General features: G+C 72.1%; 15 protein-coding genes. 8 read left to right on the top strand and 7 right to left on the bottom strand.

The window, feature by feature from the left end; genetic code table 11:
* Positions 1-147 precede the first annotated feature (147 nt).
* Positions 148-1,410 (top strand): serine hydrolase domain-containing protein, encoded by a 1,263-nt coding sequence (locus HS99_RS12895; RefSeq protein ID WP_078938655.1) that lies wholly within the window; start codon positions 148-150, stop codon positions 1,408-1,410.
* A 408-nt stretch (positions 1,411-1,818) separates the two neighbouring features.
* Here the strand turns inward: HS99_RS12895 and HS99_RS12900 are convergent, their stop codons facing one another.
* From HS99_RS12900 to HS99_RS12925, 6 genes are all read right to left on the bottom strand, one after another.
* Entirely contained in the window at positions 1,819-3,744 is a 1,926-nt protein-coding gene (locus HS99_RS12900; RefSeq protein WP_030557239.1) for an SMI1/KNR4 family protein, read from the bottom strand.
* Between the two features lie 252 nt (positions 3,745-3,996).
* Positions 3,997-4,773 carry a 3-oxoacyl-ACP reductase gene (locus HS99_RS12905; RefSeq protein WP_232543295.1) on the bottom strand — a complete coding sequence of 259 codons (777 nt, stop codon included), beginning with the start codon at positions 4,771-4,773 and terminating at the stop codon, positions 3,997-3,999.
* Positions 4,770-6,143: an aldehyde dehydrogenase family protein gene (locus tag HS99_RS12910; RefSeq protein WP_030557235.1), complete on the bottom strand. Its 1,374-nt coding sequence runs from the start codon at positions 6,141-6,143 to the stop codon at positions 4,770-4,772. Before HS99_RS12910 ends, HS99_RS12905 begins: the two co-directional genes overlap by 4 nt.
* Positions 6,140-6,901, bottom strand: coding sequence for a gamma-glutamyl-gamma-aminobutyrate hydrolase family protein (locus tag HS99_RS12915; RefSeq protein ID WP_305953111.1), 762 nt, complete (start codon positions 6,899-6,901; stop codon positions 6,140-6,142). Before HS99_RS12915 ends, HS99_RS12910 begins: the two co-directional genes overlap by 4 nt.
* An 11-nt stretch (positions 6,902-6,912) precedes the next feature.
* Complete coding sequence (locus HS99_RS12920) at positions 6,913-8,271, bottom strand: glutamine synthetase family protein (RefSeq protein WP_030557231.1); 1,359 nt, start codon at positions 8,269-8,271, stop codon at positions 6,913-6,915.
* Positions 8,268-9,749, bottom strand: a complete 1,482-nt coding sequence (locus HS99_RS12925; RefSeq protein ID WP_078938659.1) for an amino acid permease — start codon at positions 9,747-9,749, stop codon at positions 8,268-8,270. Before HS99_RS12925 ends, HS99_RS12920 begins: the two co-directional genes overlap by 4 nt.
* A gap of 335 nt (positions 9,750-10,084) precedes the next feature.
* Between HS99_RS12925 and HS99_RS12930 the strand changes: the two genes are divergently transcribed.
* The 6 genes from HS99_RS12930 (at position 10,085) to HS99_RS12955 (ending at position 13,718) form a co-directional block, all read left to right on the top strand.
* The gene (locus HS99_RS12930) at positions 10,085-10,834 is read left to right on the top strand and encodes a FadR/GntR family transcriptional regulator (RefSeq protein WP_232543296.1); all 750 of its coding nucleotides are present in this window, start codon (positions 10,085-10,087) and stop codon (positions 10,832-10,834) included.
* Positions 10,835-11,100: 266 nt separating this feature from the next.
* Positions 11,101-11,565, top strand: coding sequence for a winged helix-turn-helix transcriptional regulator (locus HS99_RS12935; RefSeq protein ID WP_030557226.1), 465 nt, complete (start codon positions 11,101-11,103; stop codon positions 11,563-11,565).
* 58 nt (positions 11,566-11,623) lie between these two features.
* Positions 11,624-12,496, top strand: a complete 873-nt coding sequence (locus HS99_RS12940; RefSeq protein WP_030557225.1) for an alpha/beta fold hydrolase — start codon at positions 11,624-11,626, stop codon at positions 12,494-12,496.
* A gap of 5 nt (positions 12,497-12,501) precedes the next feature.
* Entirely contained in the window at positions 12,502-12,909 is a 408-nt protein-coding gene (locus HS99_RS12945) for a hypothetical protein (protein ID WP_030557223.1), read from the top strand.
* A gap of 207 nt (positions 12,910-13,116) precedes the next feature.
* Entirely contained in the window at positions 13,117-13,467 is a 351-nt protein-coding gene (locus HS99_RS12950) for a hypothetical protein (RefSeq protein ID WP_030557222.1), read from the top strand.
* Positions 13,464-13,718, top strand: coding sequence for a hypothetical protein (locus HS99_RS12955; protein WP_030557221.1), 255 nt, complete (start codon positions 13,464-13,466; stop codon positions 13,716-13,718). The genes HS99_RS12950 and HS99_RS12955 overlap by 4 nt, the downstream gene beginning before the upstream one ends.
* A 412-nt stretch (positions 13,719-14,130) precedes the next feature.
* Here the strand turns inward: HS99_RS12955 and HS99_RS12960 are convergent, their stop codons facing one another.
* Positions 14,131-14,709: a hypothetical protein gene (locus HS99_RS12960; protein ID WP_030557216.1), complete on the bottom strand. Its 579-nt coding sequence runs from the start codon at positions 14,707-14,709 to the stop codon at positions 14,131-14,133.
* An 836-nt stretch (positions 14,710-15,545) separates the two neighbouring features.
* Between HS99_RS12960 and HS99_RS12970 the strand changes: the two genes are divergently transcribed.
* Positions 15,546-16,679 (top strand): IS110 family RNA-guided transposase, encoded by a 1,134-nt coding sequence (locus HS99_RS12970; protein ID WP_078938657.1) that lies wholly within the window; start codon positions 15,546-15,548, stop codon positions 16,677-16,679.
* The last annotated feature ends 1,165 nt before the right edge of the window (positions 16,680-17,844 follow it).

The following is a 17,844-nucleotide window of genomic DNA, read 5'->3' on the forward strand; positions in this document are numbered from 1 at the left end:
ACGGCAACACCCCTTACCGGCCCTGCACCCACTGAATCTCCTGTCCGGCCGGCCGTGGCGGCTGAGACGGTCTCAGGGATCGATGGGGGTGTTGTCGGGGGCGATCCCTGATGAGTCGCACCGTGGCTGTACGGCACGGTCGTGGGCATGACTCTCAAGCCTTCTTCTTCCGACGCCGAAACCACGGCGACAGCTGCCCGGCTCAGGCGGGTGCCGGTGGCGGCGCTCGCCTGCGCGCTGCTCACCGCGGTGGCGCTGGGCACGGCTGTCCCGGCGGTGGCGGCCCCCGCCACCCGGGCCGCGGTGTCTGTCGAGCACACCCGTGACCAGCTGCCGGACCTGAATCCGAAGGCCTTGCAGCAGGCACTGTCCAGTGCGCCCGACCGGGTCACGGGCGTGCTGGCGCGGGTGAGCGGTCCGGACGGTCACTGGACCGGGACGTACGGGACCGCCGACGTCACCACCGGGGCGCCGGTGCCGGTCGACGGCCGGTTCCGCCTCGGCAGCGTCACCAAGACCTTCATCGCCACCGTGGTGCTGCAACTGGCCGCCGAGGACCGCGTCGACCTCGACCAGCCCGTCCAGCGCTACTTGCCGAACGTCCTGCCCGACAGCTACCCGCCGATCCCCGTCCGCACCCTGCTCAACTTCACCAGCAGCCTCCCCGAACTGACCGCGGACGACCTGCCCACCACCCCGGACGGCATCGTCGAGCACCGCTTCGACGACCACCCGCTCGCCGAACTCGTCGCCAAGGCCGTCCGCCACGAGCGTCCCTTCAGCGACCCGGGCCGCATGCAGGTCTACGGCGCCACCGGCTACTACGTCGCCGCCATGCTGGTCGAGAACCTCACCGGGCACCCCTACCAGCAGGAGATCACCACCCGCATCGTGCAGCCGCTGCACCTGCGCGACACCACCGCCCCAGAGACCGGCACCACGATCCCGGGCCCCCACTCCCACGGCTACATCGCCGTGCCGCAACCGGCCGGCGGAACGCAACTGGTCGACATCACCGAACAGAACCCGGGCGCCGGCGGCATGGTCTCCACCACCGCTGACCTCGACCGCTTCCTGACCGCCCTCTTCCGAGGACGGCTCCTCCCCCCGACCGAACAGGCCGAGCTCTTCGAGGTCCCCGACGTCCCCTACCTCGGCGGCACCGACCACGACCCGGGCCACGGCCGGGCCTACTACAGCGCAGGCCTGTTGCGCGCGACCCTCCCCAACGGAGTGACCGTGTGGGGAAAGACCGGCAGCACCTTCGGATACACCGACGGCATGTTCACCACCCGCGACCTGCGCCGGCGCCTGACGTACTCCTTCAACCCCACCACCGGCGGCGGCAACGATCTCGCCCTGGTCAACCGGATCCTCTCCGCCACCTTCACGGACCCGACCGGACATTGACGGCACCTCAGCACGCCTGTCCGGCACCCCGCCTGCTGATCACCCACTGACGAACCGCCCGTTGCCGGCCGGCAGCACGTCGAGGGCTTGCCGGGGCGCCAGGCCATGCGTGTCGGTCATGCCCCGCAGCTGCCGGCGCCGTCCCGTCCCGCGCGGGAATGGGTGCCGCCGGCCGGACCGGGCAGCGTGCCGCGGAATCCGGCGTCCCCCCGGGTCACGGGCCCGCGGTGGCGGTCACTGCCGCGTCGGCTCCAGGGCCGTCGACGGCAAGGCGCGCCGGCCGTCGGCGGGCCGGGGCAGGAGGACGGCTAGGAGCTCGGCGACGGTGGGACCGGCGTCGGCGGGATGGCGCAGCTGTGCGGGCAGGCGGCGGGGACATCGCATCCCCGTGGCGGACCGGCTACCCGATCAGCCCCCCAAGGTGACGACCAGGTACGTCTCGTCCGGGCCCGGCGGGCGGGTCCAGGAGCGGGTGGTGAAGGTGTGCAGCCGGCCCTCGGTGATCGCGAACCGGGGCAGGCTCACACCGAACTCGGCCGCGATCGCCGTCAGCGCCCGGCGCTCGCCCGTACGGTCCAACGCGCCCTCGCCGGGAGCGGCCGGGGCGGTGAACAGGGTGTCCGGGTCGAGCCCGGGCGGTATCGGGCCGCCGCTGCGGCGGACCTCGGGGCCGTCGACGGTGAAGGCGTACCGCTCGATGCCCCGCTCGGCGACGGAGAGGTGGAACAGTCCGCGCTCCGGTACGCACCACACCACCACAGCCCGGGCCCCGGACGGCGCGGTGCCGTCCGGCAAGGCCGCGCCCCGCGGGGCCGCGCCCAGGGAGGCGGCGACGGCGGGAGACACGAAGCGGGAGGCGATGTGACCTTGCGCGAACAGGTCCAGGGCGAAGCTCCACCGCGAGTCGCCCGCGTGGCCGACGGTGACGACCGCGCAGTCCTCGTAGGTCGAACTCACCCTTCCCCCGAACCTGCGCCGGTTGAGCTCCCAGTACGTCACCGGTGCGTCCAGCACCGCGTCCTGACCGCCCAGCCGCGCGGGCAGCTCGGCCGGTCCGGCCTCCTCCACGAGGACGAAGCGGTACGACTCGGGGCGGCTGTTGTTCGGCGGCGGATCAGCCAACCAGACGAGACCGTCCGCCGGTTCGGCCTCCCGGGCCTCGTCGGCCTCCCCGCTGTGCTCCACCGCCTCCGGGCCCCGAGGGGTGGCCAGCAGCTCCCGGCCCCGGTCCGGTGTGATCAGCGGACCGAGGAACGGGTCGGCGAGCAGGCCGACCGGCGCGAGGTGGTCGGGCCCGAGCGGTGCCCACCGGGGGATCGCGGCGAGCAGCGTCCGCCAGGCCGTCTCCGTCCGCCCCCAGCGGGCCTGTTCGCGGGCCCGCTCGACGGCTTCGCCGAACGGACCTCCGGCGGTGTAGCGGAACGTCCGCTCCGTCACCTCGCGCAGGATCTCCTCGGCCGCCTCCCGGTGCTCGTCGGACCCGGAGCTCATCTGCCTGGTCCAGGAGGCCGCGTCCCAGCTCCGTTCCACGTGCTCGACCGCCAGGAGGGGGACGAACTCGCCGGAGTAGAGCGGGTCCTGGGCCAACCCGCCGTAGTGCACGCTGTACGTCTGCCCGTGGAAGCGGCGCAGCTGGTCGGCCATGCCGTGTGCCCGGGGCCGGCCGAATCCGGCGGCCTCGGTGAGCGCGGCGGCCGCCCGCTCGTGCTCGCCGCGCAGCGCGTCCTGCCGGGCCGTCTCCACCTGGGCGTCCAGTCGACGGGTGGTGTCGTTGACGAACGCCGGGCCTCGGCGGCGAGCGGTGAGGCGGTGGAACTCCTGGTACATGTCGAGCATGAACTCCCGGAAGGAGCCGTACCTGGTGGGTGCGCCGTGGGCCCACGACTTGTGGCAGTAGACCGCCCACTCGCCGTCCTCGCCGACGGCGAGCGGGTCCAGCAGGACGGTCGTCATGTCCGACTCGACGTCCAGTTGGAGAGCGCGCGCCCACATGCCCTCGAGTTCGCCCTCGCCGTAGTACTCGCTGAGCCCGAACGCGTCCTCGTGCCAGCGGGCCTCACCGCTGCCGGCCAGCCGGTGGACGAAGCCGCCCGCGTGCCGCCAGCCGTCGGTGACCTCCAGGAACGCCCGGTAGGACGGCGGAAGCCGGTACCCCAACCGCTCCTCGACCGCCGCGATGCGTTCCCCGGACGCGGGCTCGGAGCCGAGCCACCGCGCGCGCCACGCCGCCCCGTCGCCGGCGGCCGGAAGCTCGTCCGGGCTCCCGTACGCGCCGGCCCATTCCTCGCTCCACCGCGTCAGGAACGAGCGCCAGTCGAAGGTCTCTTCGGTCATGTCGGCGATCCTTGCACGCACCACTGACACACCCGGGGCCCCGGCCGTGCACGGCCCCGGGCGGTGCGGGGCCCTCCGCGTGCCGGGTCAGGGATGCGCGGCGCCCGGCGTCGGAATCGGCTGCCCGACGCCGGGCGGCTCCACGCGCACCGGGGCGGCCCGGCGGCCGTGACCGCCGCCCGGCCGCCCCGGTCCCACCCGCGCCGGGTGGGACCGGGGCGGTGCCGCCGGTGTCCTCCCGGGCGGGCGCGGCTACTGCGGGGTCACGTAGGCGCCGGAGATGCCGCCGTCGACGAGGAAGGTGTTGGCGGTCATGAAGGAGGAGTCGTCGGAGGCGAGGAAGGCCACCGCTGCGGCGATCTCCTCGGGCTCGGCGAAGCGGCCCAGCGGGATGTGGACCAGGCGGCGGGCGGCGCGCTCCGGGTCCTTGGCGAAGAGCTCCTGGAGCAGCGGGGTGTTCACCGGGCCGGGGCACAGGGCGTTGACGCGGATGCCCTCGCGGGCGAACTGCACGCCCAGTTCGCGGGACATGGCCAGCACGCCGCCCTTCGAAGCGCTGTAGGAGATCTGGGAGGTGGCCGCGCCCATCACGGCGACGAACGAGGCGGTGTTGATGATCGAGCCCTTGCCCTGGCGCTGCATGTGCGGGATCGCGTACTTGCAGCACAGGTAGACGCTGGTGAGGTTGACCTCCTGGACGCGCTTCCAGGCCTCCAGGCCGGTGGTGAGGATGGAGTCGTCGTCCGGCGGGGAGATGCCCGCGTTGTTGAAGGTGATGTCGAGGCGGCCGTACTCGTCGACGGCCCGCTGGAAGAGGTCGCGCACCGCGGCCTCGTCGGTGACGTCGGCCTGGATGAACAGGCCGCCGACCTCGTTCGCGGCCTTGGCGCCGGTCTCGGGGTCGAGGTCGACGCAGACCACCTTCGCGCCCTCGGCGGCGAAGCGGCGGGCGGTCGCCAGGCCGATGCCGCTGCCGGCGCCGGTGATGACGGCCACGCGGCCGTCGAGTCGCTGGGTCATGCTGATCATTCCTCCGTGGAGATGAAGACGTTCTTGGTCTGGGTGAAGGCGTCGAGGGCGTCCGGGCCGAGTTCGCGGCCGAGTCCGGACTGCTTGAAGCCGCCGAACGGCGTGGTGTACCGCACCGAGGAGTGCGAGTTGACGGACAGGTTGCCGGCCTCGACGCCGCGGGAGACCCGCAGCGCGCGGCCGAGGTCCCTGGTCCAGATGGAGCCCGACAGGCCGTACTCGGTGGCGTTGGCGATGCGCAGGGCGTCCTGTTCGTCGCGGAACGGGACGACGGCGACGACCGGGCCGAAGACCTCCTCGGTGAAGGCGCGGTCCTCGTGCCGCACGGGCGCGAGGACGGTCGGCGGGTACCAGAAGCCGGGCCCGTCGGGGGCGCTGCCGCGGAAGGCGACGGCCGAGGCGTCCGGGACGTACGAGGAGACCCGCTCGCGGTGGGCGGCCGAGATCAGCGGGCCCATCTCGGTCTTCTCGTCGGCCGGATCACCCACCCGCACCCCGCGCACGGCCGGCTCCAGGAGCGCCATGAAGTCGTCGAACGCGGAGTGTTCGACGAGGATCCGGGAGCGGGCGCAGCAGTCCTGGCCGGCGTTGTCGAAGACGGCGTAGGGCGCGGTCGCGGCGGCCTTGGCTAGGTCCGCGTCGGCGAAGACGATGTTGGCGCTCTTGCCGCCGAGTTCGAGGGTGACCGGCTTCACCTGGGCGGCGCAGCCCGCCATGATCTCCTTGCCGACCCGGGTCGAGCCGGTGAAGACGACCTTGCGCACGTCGGGGTGGGTGACGAAGCGCTGTCCGACCACCGGGCCGCGGCCGGGCAGGACCTGGAGCACGCCCTCGGGGATCCCGGCCTCCAGGGCGAGTTCGGCCAGGCGCAGCGCGGTGAGCGGGGTGAGTTCGGCCGGCTTGACGATGACGGTGTTGCCGGCGGCCAGGGCCGGGGCGAGGGCCCAGGCGGCGATCGGCATGGGGAAGTTCCAGGGCACGATGACCCCGACGACGCCGATCGGTTCCTGGAAGGTGACGTCGATGCCGCCGGCGACGGGGATCTGGCGGCCGAACAGCCGCTCGGGGGCGGCGGCGTAGTACTCGATGACGTCCCGCGCGTTGCCCGCCTCCCATCGGGCGTTGCCGATGGTGTGTCCGGCGTTGGCGACCTCCAGGGCGGCGAGGTGCTCGCGGTCGGCGTCGACGGCGGCGGCGAAGGCGCGCAGCAGCCGGGCGCGGTCGGCGGGGGCCACCCGGCGCCAGGTGTCGAAGGCGGCGCGGGCGCGGGCGACGGCGGCGTCGGTCTCGGCGGTGCCGGCCAGTTCGACGGTGGTGATCACCTCCTCGGTGGCGGGGTTGACGACCTCGAAGAGGTCCGGTTCGGTCATCGGGCGGTCTCCCTCTGGCTTGCGGTGATGAACGCGTGGAACAGGCGCAGGTCGTCGGAATCGGTCTCCGGGTGCCACTGGACGCCCAGGGCGAAGCGGTGTCCGGTCAGTTCGAGCGCCTCGACCGTGCCGTCGGCGCTGTGCGCGGTGGCCCTGAGGCCGGTGCCGATCCGGTCGACGGCCTGGTGGTGGTAGCAGGAGACCTCGGTGGCGGGCCCCAGGACGGCGGCGAGCCGGCTGCCGTGCACCGGGGTGACCCGGTGGCGGGCGAAGCGGGCGGGGACGATCTGGTGGCTGTCGTCGGGCAGGTGTTGGACGAGGGTGCCGCCGAGTTCGACGTTGAGCAGCTGCATGCCGCGGCAGACGCCGAGCACCGGGAGGTCCCGGGCGAGGGCGGCGTGCAGCAGTCGGCTCTCCCAGTCGTCACGGGTGTGGTGGGGCGGGCCGGTGCGCGGGTGGGGAGCCGCCGCGTAGCGGGACGGGTCGACGTCCGGTCCGCCGGCCAGGACGAGTCCGTCGAGGGCGTCGAGCAGGTGGCCGGTCCCGCCGGGCTGGGGCGGCAGCAGGACCGGGGTGCCGCCGGCGCGGACGACGGCGTCGACGTAGGTCTGGGGCACGAGGCAGGCACGCTGGTTCCAGACCGACCAGGCGGCGTCGTCCTGGTAGCTGCTGATGCCGATGAGTGGTCGTCGGTGGCCGTCGGGTGGTGTCGTGCCGGTGGCGGTCACGCTGGTGCCGGTCGGGGCGGTGCGTGTCACGTCGGTGCCGGTCACAGTCGCTCGAATCCGCGGCGCCGCTCCCAGTCGGTCACCGCCCTTTCGTAGGAGGCGAGTTCGGTGCGTCCGGCGTGGGTGTAGTGCCGGACGACGTCCTTGCCGAAGGCTTCGGTGGCGACGGCGCTGCGTTCGAAGGCGTCGACCGCGTCCCGCAGGGTGGCGGGCACCCGGGGCGCGTCGGAGGCGTAGGCGTTGCCGGTGAACTCCGGCTGGAGTTCGAGCTGTTGCTCGACGCCGTGCAGTCCGGCGGCGATCAGGGCGGCGACCGCGAGGTAGGGGTTGACGTCGCCGCCCGGGACGCGGTTCTCGAAGCGCAGCGACGGGCCGTGGCCGACGACGCGCAGGGCGCAGGTGCGGTTGTCGCGGCCCCAGGCGATGGCGGTGGGAGCGAAGCTGCCGGGGACGTAGCGCTTGTAGGAGTTGACTGTGGGGGCGAACAGCAGGGCGAAATCGGCGAGGCAGGCGAGCTGGCCGGCGAGGAAGTGCTCCATGGTGCGGGAGAAGCCGTGCGGGCGGTCCCCGGCGAACACCGGGGCGCCCCGCTCGTCGCGCAGGCTCAGGTGGATGTGGCAGGAGTTGCCCTCGCGTTCGTCGTACTTCGCCATGAACGTGAGGCTGCAGCCCTCCTGGGCGGCGATCTCCTTGGCACCGGTCTTGTAGACGGCGTGGTTGTCGCAGGTGGTGAGGGCGTCGGCGTACTTGAAGGCGATCTCGTGCTGGCCGAGGTTGCACTCGCCCTTGGCGGACTCGACGGTCAGGCCGGCGCCGGCCATGCCGTTGCGCAGCCGGCGCAGCAGCGGCTCGATCCGGCCGGTGCCGAGGATGGAGTAGTCGACGTTGTACTGGTTGGCCGGGGTGAGGCGGGTGTAGTCCTTGTCCCAGGCCTGTTCGTAGCTGTCCCGGAAGACGATGAACTCCAGCTCGGTCGCGGCCTGGGCCTGCCAGCCGTAGCCGGCCAGGCGGTCGAGCTGGCGCCGGAGGACCTGCCGCGGGGAGACGGCGACGGGGGTGCCGTCGTGGTGGACGACGTCGCACTGGACCATGGCGGTGGCGGGGTGCCAGGGGACGGCCCGCAGGGTGGTCAGGTCGGGGCGCAGGGTCAGGTCGCCGTAGCCGTTGTCCCAGGAGGAGACCTCGTAGCCGTCGACAGTGTTCATGTCGACGTCGACGGCCAGCAGGTAGCCGCAGCCCTCCGCGGCGCCGGTCACGACGTCGTCCAGGAAGTAGTCGGCGGCGACGCGCTTGCCCTGGAGGCGCCCCTGCATGTCGGTCATGGCGAGCACGACGGTCTCGACGGACCCGTCGGCGACGCGGGTGCGCAGCTCGTCGAGGGTGAGCCGGGGGGTGGTCATCGGGTCTCCGGTTCGGTGTCGGGGGTGGGCTGCGGGCTGCTCACCGGGCCTCCGGTCGGGAGGCCGGGGCGCGCGGACGGCGTGGTGCTGACGTGCGGCCCGGTGAACCAGCGCCGGGCGGAGACCAGCCACCAGACGCCGGCGAAGCCGCCGACGACGACCACGGCGACCGGGGTGTAGTTGAAGCTCTCGGCGGTGATCGGGCTGGCGGTGGGCAGCATGAACAGGACGCTGATCACCGCCGTCCAGGCGACGGCGACGACGCCGATCGGCGTGCTCCAGCGGCCCAGGTGCCAGGGGCCGCGCGGGAAGTCCTCGCCCTGGCGCAGCCGCAGGTACACCGGGATGACGTAGGAGATGTAGAGGCCGATGACGGAGATCGAGGTCACGGCCGTGTAGGCGGTGTTGTTCCAGAGCGCGGGCAGTCCGAGGAGCAGGGCGCCGCTGGTGGCCAGCCAGACCGCGTTGGTCGGGGTCTGGGTGCGCGGGGAGATGCGGTGCCAGAGGCGGGAGCCGGGCAGCGCGCCGTCGCGGGAGAAGGCGTAGATCATGCGCGAGTTGGCGGTGACGGAGGCCATGCCGCAGAAGAACTGGGCGCCGATGACGATGAGCAGCAGGAACTGGGCGCCGCCGGAGCCGATCGCGTCGATGAAGATCTGCGCGGGCGGGACCTGGGTGGTGCTGTCGAGCGCGCCGTCGTAGTCGCGGATCGCGAAGGTGATGCCGAGCAGCAGGATCCAGCCCGCCACCAGCGAGACGGTGATGGCGTTGACGATGCCGCGCGGGCCGGAGCGGGCGGCGTCCTGGGTCTCCTCGGTCATGTGTGCGGAGGCGTCGTAGCCGGTGAGGGTGTACTGGGCCATCAGCAGGCCGAGCATCGCGACGTAGAACTGGCTGTGGAAGCCGGTCCGGTTGACGAACTCGGTGAAGACGGAGGAGGCGGAGGCGTGCCGCTCGGGCAGCAGCGCGAGGGCGCCGACAATGATCGCGACGCCGGCCAGGTGCCACCACACGGAGACGCTGTTGAGGACGGCGACCAGGCGCACCCCGAAGGTGTTGAGCAGGCCGTGCACCAGCAGGATGACCGCGAAGATCTCCATGGTGTGGGCGGGGGTGGCCGCCAGGCCGTAGCGCAGTTCGAGGAACGCGTTGGTGAAGAAGGCGGCGCCGTAGTCGACGCTGGCGGTCACCGCGACCTGGCCGAGGAAGTTGAACCAGCCGGTGAACCAGCTCCAGGCCGGGCCGCGGGTGCGGGTCAGCTTGGCGGACCAGTAGTAGAGCCCGCCGGCCGTCGGGTAGCTGGAGCAGATCTCGGCCATCGCGAGGCCGACGCAGAGCGTCAGCAGACCGACCACCGGCCAGCCCCAGATGATCAGGGCGGGGCCGCCGGTCTTCATCCCCGTCCCGTAGAGGGTCAGGCAGCCGGACAGGATCGAGACGATGGAGAAGGAGACGGCGAAGTTGGAGAAGCCCGACATCGAGCGGGCCAGCTCCTGGGTGTAGCCCAGCTCGCGGAGGCGTTGTTCGTCGGCGGAAACGGGGGAAGAGTCCACCGGAAACACGGCGGGGCCAAGGTGGTCGGGTGAGCGTGCGTCGGTCATGGGCACCCCTGGGGGTTGAGGGTGTGCCGGGTGCACGCGGCCACGACGGCGTGGCGCACCCGCCCCGGCGGGTTCGACGGTCTGACGGCTCGTCAATGGTCTGAAGTCGGACCATTGGGTGGGTGAGCAGCATCGTTCCGGCTGGACGGCGGCCGCGTCAAGGGTGGGACGGGAACGAGTGCGTGGGATCCGTTCGCAGGTACGATTCCGGCGTGGACGTGGACGTGACGCGTGAGCAGGCACGGCTCGACTGGGAGACCGGGACGATCTTCCGCCCGATCCGTACCGGCAACGCCTTCGAGGAGACCGTCGAGCGGCTGCTCCAGGCGATCAAGCTCGGCGTCTTCGGCCCCGGCGACCGGCTGCCCGCCGAACGCGACCTCGCCGCCCGGCTCGGTGTCAGCCGCGAGACCCTGCGCGAGGCGCTGCGCACGCTCCAGCAGGCCGACTGCGTCGCCCCCCGCCGCGGCCGCTACGGCGGAACCTTCGTCACCTACCGGATGCCCGAACCGGACGTGGCCGACCTGCGCCGCGCCGCCCGCGACCTCGGCGGCGCCCTGGAGGACGCGCTGACCTACCGGCAGGTCCTGGAGGTCGGGGCCGCCGAGGCCGCCGCCCGGCGCCCCCTCTCCCCCGAGCAGCGCGCTCACTTGGAGGACCGGCTGACCGAACTGGACGCAGCCCCGGCCGAGCAGTACCGCCAGCTCGACTCTCGCTTCCACCTCGCCATCGGCGAGCTCACCGGCTCCCCCTCCCTCGCCGCGGCCATCGCCGAGGCCAGAATGCGCCTCAACGACCTGCTCAACGCGATCCCCATGCTGGACCGCAACATCGAGCACGCCGCCGAGCAGCACCGGGCGATGGTCCGGGCGATCCTCGACGGCGACGGCGACGCCGCCCGGCGCGCCACCGAGGAACACCTCGCCGCGACGGCCTCGCTGCTGCGGGGGTTCCTGGCCTGACGGCCTCGCTGCCGCGGTGGCTCCTGGCCCGACGGCCACCAAGGCGCCCGTCGGCCGTTCCCCGCCGGCAACCGGGAGCAGCTGCCCGGCCCGGCCGGAGCGGGCCACGCGACGGCGCCGGCGCCGCCGACGGGTTGAACGCGATCGGACACCTGGTCCGACCGTTCCCGGGGATCGGCATCTCGACTTCCCGCGCGGCCGCAGTCCAGGCGGACCATCACTAGCATCGTGGTGAAACCAGTCTCGAAATGAAATCACGAGGTGCCATGACGAACGACTCGAAACCCGTCGCTTTCCAGCACGGCCAGGCGTTCCTCGCGACGATCTCGGAGCGCTGGAACTACCAGATCCTGCGCGAGGTCTTCTTCGGCACCGCGCGGTTCGGCGAACTCAAGCGGGCGCTGGGCATCTCGGCGAACATCCTGACCACGCGCCTGAACGCCCTGACCGAGCTGGGCCTGCTCACGCGGCGGCCCTACCGCGAGGACAAGCAGTGGTTCGAGTACGAGCTCTCGGACACCGCTCGCGAGCTGGTCGTGCCGGCGATCGTGGCGATCACCCGCTGGGCCGAGGAGCGCGGGCCGGATGCGCAGGCCGCCGGCGCCGGCCCGCGTCGGCCGCTGCTGCACACCGTGTGCGGCCAGGAGACCGAGCCCTACCTGGCGTGCGGTGTCTGCCATCAGCCGATCCAGGCGTCGAACCTGGTCCCACTGGTTGCAGACGAGAACTAGTGGCAATACGCTTCCAGTAAGGGGCCGGGGAACGACCCCCATAGCGGGAGGAAACGTCATGACCACGACCTGGCTCGACGGCGTTACCGAGCGGCTCGTCCCCACCTCGCTCGGGTTGATCAACGTGCGCGAGGGCGGCAAGGCGGACGGCCCGGCCCTGATCTTCTGGCCGAGCCTGATGATGGACGGCACCATGTGGCGCCATCAGTACGAGCACTTCTCCCCCACCCACCGCGTGGTGCTCGTCGACAGCCCCGGACACGGCAAGTCCGACGCCCTGCGCCGGATCATCGACCTCGAGCAGTGCGCCGACGCGCTGGTCGAGGTCCAGGACGCCCTCGGCATCGACAAGGCGGTGCTGATCGGCAACAGCTGGGGCGGCATGCTCGCCGGCGTCTTCCCCGCCTACCACCCGGACCGCTCGGCCGGGACGGTCGGCATCAACTGCACGGCCTCGCTCCCCACGACCTTCGAGAGCATCTGGGCCACCGCGCTGGCCGGCTACCTGTCGCTGAACTCGAAGATGCCGCAACTGGCCCTGAAGGCGGCCCGCGGCGCGTTCGCCGGGCCGACGGCCGAGGCCGAACGCCCCGAGTTCCTCGAGTTCCTGGAGTTCGTGCTCACCAACGACCCCAAGTCGGTCGCCTGGGCGCTGCGCAGCATCCTGATCGGCCGCCGCGACGAACACCGCCTGCTCGCCACGATCAAGGACGTGCCCGTCCTCGTGATCGCCGGCGAGGAGGACAGCCAGTTCCCCGTGCACGCCGTGCGCCGGATGGCCGACGCGATCCCCACCGCCACCTTCAAAGTGCTGCTGCGCACCGGCCACCTGGCCGCTCGCGAGAACCCGCAGGCGGTCAACGCCGAGATCGACGCCTTCCTCGCCGAGCTGCCCGCGCCGCCCGCGCCGCCCGCGCTGGAAAGGATCTGACGAGCATGACCGCCACCATCACCGGCCACGGCGGAGCCCCCGCCTGGATCAACGACTTCCTGCACGAGATCGACACCCTCGAGTTCGCGACCGCGTTCGCCACTCACCTCGACCAGGACACCGAGATGATCTTCGGCACGGCCCGCGTGCACGGAGTCGAGGCCATCAAGGACTTCTTCGTGAAGATCGACGCCCCGCTCGTCACCACGCACGAGGTGATCGAGACGTGGACCGTCGGCGACGTGCTGATCCTTCGGGGCGAGGCGACCGTCGCCAAGAAGACCGAGCCCGACACCGTCGTGTGCGCCCCATTCACGCACATCTTCCACCTCGACCGGAGCGACGATGCGGCACCGCGGATCCGCAGCCTGCACATCACGGCGGGGCCCGTCGACACCGACGCCCTGCTCTGAGCATCCCGTGGGCCGACGACCGGCCCACCCGGCGCGACGCCGGCCCACCGCGCAGCCGGCCCGGTCGCCCGCGGTACCCGGGCCGGGGCGACCCCGCTGCGCACCGCTCGTCCGCGGAGTCTGCACCCGTTCGGGTGCCGCATGAGGGCGCCGACCGTACGTCGCGGAGCGAGTAGTCTCGCAGCAGACGAGAAGGGGAGTGACACCATGAGTCAGCCCGTGCACGACGGAGTCGAGCTGATCCCCCGGCCCGAGCAGAGCCCGGCCGCGCTCAAGGCCGCCCTGGCCGTCGTCGCCGCGGACCGCCTCCCCGAGATGATCGACGGGCAGACGAGGGCGATGGCCGAGGCCATCACCACCGGCAGCGTCCAGCCGATCCGGGCCTTCGTCGCGCACTGGGCCACCGTCGTGGAGATCGAGCGGCACCCGGCCACCGCGCAGGTCTACCACCGGGCGAACTACCTCGCCAACCACGCCGGCACCGCCCAGGAGTGCCGCGAGCACGCCGCTGTCGTCGCCGAGCTCTACCGCGCCGCCTACGCGGCGGTGAATACGTGACCTGGAGCTGGGAGTACCTTCCCAGCGAGCAGCACGTCACCGCCGGATGCCCGGCCGGTTTCCTCACCGCGGTCGAGGAGCGGGCCGCCGAACTCGTCCGTGCCGCCGAGGTGCTCTACCTGGACGGCACCTCCTACCAGGGCAGCGGCGAGCCGATGCGCCACCTCGATGTCGCCGGCGGCCTGCTCGCCTACTACGTCGTCCCGCGTCTGGAACTCGTGGTGGTCTGCCAGCTCACGCCACCCGTGTGACCTGGCTGGCCCTGCCGCGCCGCGCCGGCGGAGTGGCAGGGGCCCCGCGCTCGTCGACCTGGGGACCTCGCCACCGGCGTACGGCGCCCCTCCCCGACACCAGGCGGCCCGGGACCGGTCGGTCAGGACACCCTGCCCTCCGACCTGCTGGCCGCTGGGTCGGTCGTCGGGGATCCGTATCATCGCGGCCGGTGGCGCCCTCCCCGACACCCGACAGGGCCGGGGTCGGCCCGCCGGTACCGCTACGGGCGACGCGGTACCGGAGACCTCCTGCGCGCCCAACGCCCGACGGAAGCCGGGCCTTCGGTCGCTTCGGTCGCTTCGGTCGCTGTCCCCGCAGCCACGGGTGCGGCCCGGGCCCTCTACGCGCGGCTCACGCGTGTTCGGGGCGTGTCCGACGCCGCCCTCCGGCCTACCCCCGTGTCGATTGGGTGGTGGACAGTTCGAGAGGGACGCAGGTCCAGGTGAAGGACGCGGCGGCTTCCGGTGCTTCGAAGATCGCGTCGTAGCTGGAGAACCGGTCCCCGCCGGTCGAGGTGCCGTGGAGGAGCCGGCTGGGCGTGAAGTCGGCGGCCAGCGGCCCGGAGCGGCCCCCGCTCCGGTACGGCGAGAGCTCCCACCCCGGCGCCGCGAGCGCGTCCGGCACGCTCGGGTTGGCCTCCAGGTGGGTGAAGACCAGCGAGGGAGTCCGGAGAAGCCCGCAGTGCCACACGTGGGCGGGCTCCGGTCCGGTCCCCCGCAGCGCCCCAGGTGTGGCGAGCCAGGACAGGGCCCCGTGCCCGGCCGACGGCAGTGTACGCAGGTCGACGGTCCGCACCCGGGGAAGATCGCGGTGCTGCACGACCATCAGCATCCGGGTCGGGTCGGGCACCGGACCGAAGCTGCAGGCGATGAAGTGGACGCCGTGGTCCGGGGCGGCCATGGCCCGCGGAAGCGCGAGCACGGCGTGCCGGGTACCGGGCTCGGTCAGGTAGACGGTCCACGACGGCACCGACTCCTCGCGCGCCGGCGGACTCGGACACTCGAGGACCAGAACGGTGAACAACCCCGACGGCGTGTCGAGGACGCCCCCATGGGACAGCCGCTTCCCGGGCTCCTCCAGGAGCGTCTCGGGAGGACGGATCACTACAGGCCGATCGGTCATCCTGCGACCGTAGAGGACGGGTCGCAGCGGCGCGCGCAGCCGCTCCGGCCCGTCAGCCGGTCAGGCGCAGGGCAGCTCGGAAACCTCGGACACGCCGGTCTCGCGTCCGTCCGACTGGACATGGCCGTTGATGAAGGCGGCGACCTGGTCGAGGGCCTGCGCCGCCTCGTCGACGAGCGGGGCGAAGCCCTGAAAGACGTGCGGCGCTCCGGGGAAGGTCCGCAGGGTGGGTGGTCATGGTGCCGCCGGACCGGGTGACGTCCGTCCACGGGGACAGGACGCTCGCGGACGCCGAACATCCCCTCGAAGACGCGGCGCCGGCGTTCGCGGTTGTGCCGGATCGCGGCAGCTGTCACCGCACACCATGCCCTCCCCCGGCCGGAACCGTTGACAGTGCCACGACGGGCTCCTAGAGCCGATCACGCTCCCGGCCGTCGGACCCGCGCTCGCGGGGATGGCTCCGCCGGCAGCAGCGCCTCGGCCCACTACTCGGTCTCGGCCCCGCACCTGGGGGGCATGCATTCGTACTGAATGGGATGGGCGGACTCTGAGCGAATCACAGCAGGTCAGGAAGTGTCGGCCCCGCATGCGCGGGGATAGCTCCTGGCGTTGAACCAGATCGTCGCGCCGGTCATCGTCGGCCCCGCATGCGCGGGGATAGCTCCACGGTTTGACCTGACCCTATGAGGGCCGGGCCCCCTTCCGTGCTCAGCCCGGCGGTGCTTATCGTCCGGGTACACACGAGCTCGGGAAGGAGGCCCGGCAATGTCTGTCTACGTCGGGATCGACGTGCATCGCAAGCGGTCCCAGATCGCGCTGGTCGGCCAGGACGGCGAGGTCCAGGTCAACCGGAACGTCCCCAACAGCGTCGAGACGGACTCGGAGTGATCGGCGATCTGCCGATCGGGACCCCAGTCGCGTTCGAGGCCGCCTACGGATGGGGCTGGCTGGTCGAACTCCTGGAGGACTACGGATACAAACCCCACCTCGTCCACCCTCTGCAGTGCAAAGCGATCGCCTCCGCCAGGCTGAAGAACGACAAGGTCGACGCCGCCACCCTCGGGCAGTTGCTGCGCGCCGACCTGTTGCCGGAGGCATGGATCGCCCCGCTGGACGTGCGCCAGCAGCGTGCCCTGCTCCGCCACCGCTTCCAGCTCGTCCGCCTGCGCACCCTGCTCAGGAACCGGATCCACGCCGTCCTGGCCGACCTCGGCCACACCCGACCGACCGGCGGCTGCTTCACCGGCCCAGGCCGCGTCTGGCTGGCCGGACTGCCTCTACCGGACGCCTCCCGCCATGTCGTCGACGACCTCCTGGCGGTCATGGACGCCCTGCAGCCGCCCATAGGCGTCCTCGACAAAGAACTCGCCGCACTCGCCCGCGGCGACCCCCGCACCACCGCGCTGATGCGACTGCCCGGCATCGGCACCCTCACCGCGCTGGCGATCGTGGCCGAGGTCGGCGACATCAGTCGCTTCCCCTCCGCGCGCAACCTCGCCTCCTGGGCCGGACTCACCCCCACCGTCCGCAACTCCGACCGCACCGTCCACCACGGGCACATCTCCAAGCAGGGCTCGCCGTGGCTGCGCTGGATCATGTGCGAGGCCGCCCAGACCGCCAAACGCCACCCGCTGTTCGCCCCCGGCTACCAGGACATGACCCGCCGCCGGGGCAAGAAGATCGCCACCACCGCCGTGGCGCGCAAGCTCCTCACCCACGCCTACCACGTCCTGCGCGAGGTCCACGACCCGCAGGCCACCTCCCACCACAAACCCGGCGTCCACCGTTTCACACAGACAGCCACACACTCCGGGTGAGCTCGCATCCACCGCATGAGACGCAACCCGCCGTTCTCGATGACCTGACTGAGCAGCCCGGTCCCCCGAACCACGGTCATGGCGCCGGCCGAGGCCGGACGCCGGATGGGTGCATGTGACAGCACGCACCGACCACACGTCCCAGGGGACACCAACCTGCTGTCGCCACAACGACTTTCGGAACATCCCGGCGGACCATCATCGGTCGCCGCTCGTCGGCGTCCAGCTCGTTCGTCCTCGCCCGCTCGTTCCTCGCGGGCTCCGGGCGCTCCAACTGGACCTCTCCCACCCGGCGACCTGGCCGAACAGCTGCCGGGAAGCCCCAGAAGATCGCCCCGGGAAGCCATCACACCTTCCCGGATGAACCAGCCTGCCAATTGACAGGCCCGGCCCTCATGGGTGCGGTGGGGAGCTTGCGCCGCACCCGGTGTGCGGCGAACTCACCGGTCCTTGCGCGCCCGGGGCCGGGCGGCTGCGACGCCGGTCGCACCGTCGCATTCCGGTCGGCGGTTGCGCAGCCGGCTGTGACTCCGATCGATAGATTGCGAATGCGAGCTGTAGTTTGCGAGCGGTGGTCCCGGGGCCGGTCGAGTCACGTTGAGTAGTGGTCATGTGCGGTCTCTGGCAGCGCTGAGGTGTGACGAGACAAGCCCCGCTCGCCGTACTCGGTCCTCCTGCCGCTCCTGGCTGACCACGCCGCCGAACTCCATGCAACCTGCCAGCAGTTTGAGCTTCGCCCCTCACCGAGGCTTCGCACCGGGGCCGGCCCCCAGACGCTCTGCTGTAGATAGCACCCACCGCAGCGAGGAGCTCCGATGACATCGATGCCCGTGGCCGGCCTGCGGACCGCCCGGTAAACGACCGCGCTGATCCGGTCGTCCGCAACGCGCTTGTCCACACCGGGGACCGGCGACGCCCGACGGGTCCAGCACCGGCCGGGGTACCAGGGCGCGACCTTCGCGTGCCGGTATGGCGCCGCCGCGGCGGCGGCCCCGCCGCTCCGCGCGATGCTCGGGCGCGGGCTGGACGTGGCAGCCGGCACCGACGCGACCCGGAGCTGAGAGGCGCGTATGCCGACGGACCACGAACGTGCGTTCCCGTCGATCGGGTGTACGGCGCGGCGAGCCCGACCAAGCGGCGTCTGGACGCGAGGCAGCGGCTCGGC

This window comes from Kitasatospora aureofaciens (assembly GCF_001188955.3).
Taxonomy (GTDB): domain Bacteria; phylum Actinomycetota; class Actinomycetes; order Streptomycetales; family Streptomycetaceae; genus Kitasatospora; species Kitasatospora aureofaciens.

Excerpts from the sequence above, each read along its gene's own strand:
- HS99_RS12895 (WP_078938655.1), top strand. The coding sequence starts at position 148 with ATGACTCTCAAGCCTTCTTCTTCCGACGCCGAAACCACGGCGACAGCT.
- HS99_RS12900 (WP_030557239.1), bottom strand. The coding sequence starts at position 3,744 with ATGACCGAAGAGACCTTCGACTGGCGCTCGTTCCTGACGCGGTGGAGC.
- HS99_RS12905 (WP_232543295.1), bottom strand. The coding sequence starts at position 4,773 with ATGATCAGCATGACCCAGCGACTCGACGGCCGCGTGGCCGTCATCACC.
- HS99_RS12910 (WP_030557235.1), bottom strand. The coding sequence starts at position 6,143 with ATGACCGAACCGGACCTCTTCGAGGTCGTCAACCCCGCCACCGAGGAG.
- HS99_RS12920 (WP_030557231.1), bottom strand. The coding sequence starts at position 8,271 with ATGACCACCCCCCGGCTCACCCTCGACGAGCTGCGCACCCGCGTCGCC.
- HS99_RS12925 (WP_078938659.1), bottom strand. The coding sequence starts at position 9,749 with ATGTCGGGCTTCTCCAACTTCGCCGTCTCCTTCTCCATCGTCTCGATC.
- HS99_RS12935 (WP_030557226.1), top strand. The coding sequence starts at position 11,101 with ATGACGAACGACTCGAAACCCGTCGCTTTCCAGCACGGCCAGGCGTTC.
- HS99_RS12940 (WP_030557225.1), top strand. The coding sequence starts at position 11,624 with ATGACCACGACCTGGCTCGACGGCGTTACCGAGCGGCTCGTCCCCACC.
- HS99_RS12945 (WP_030557223.1), top strand. The coding sequence starts at position 12,502 with ATGACCGCCACCATCACCGGCCACGGCGGAGCCCCCGCCTGGATCAAC.
- HS99_RS12950 (WP_030557222.1), top strand. The coding sequence starts at position 13,117 with ATGAGTCAGCCCGTGCACGACGGAGTCGAGCTGATCCCCCGGCCCGAG.
- HS99_RS12970 (WP_078938657.1), top strand. The coding sequence starts at position 15,546 with ATGAGGGCCGGGCCCCCTTCCGTGCTCAGCCCGGCGGTGCTTATCGTC.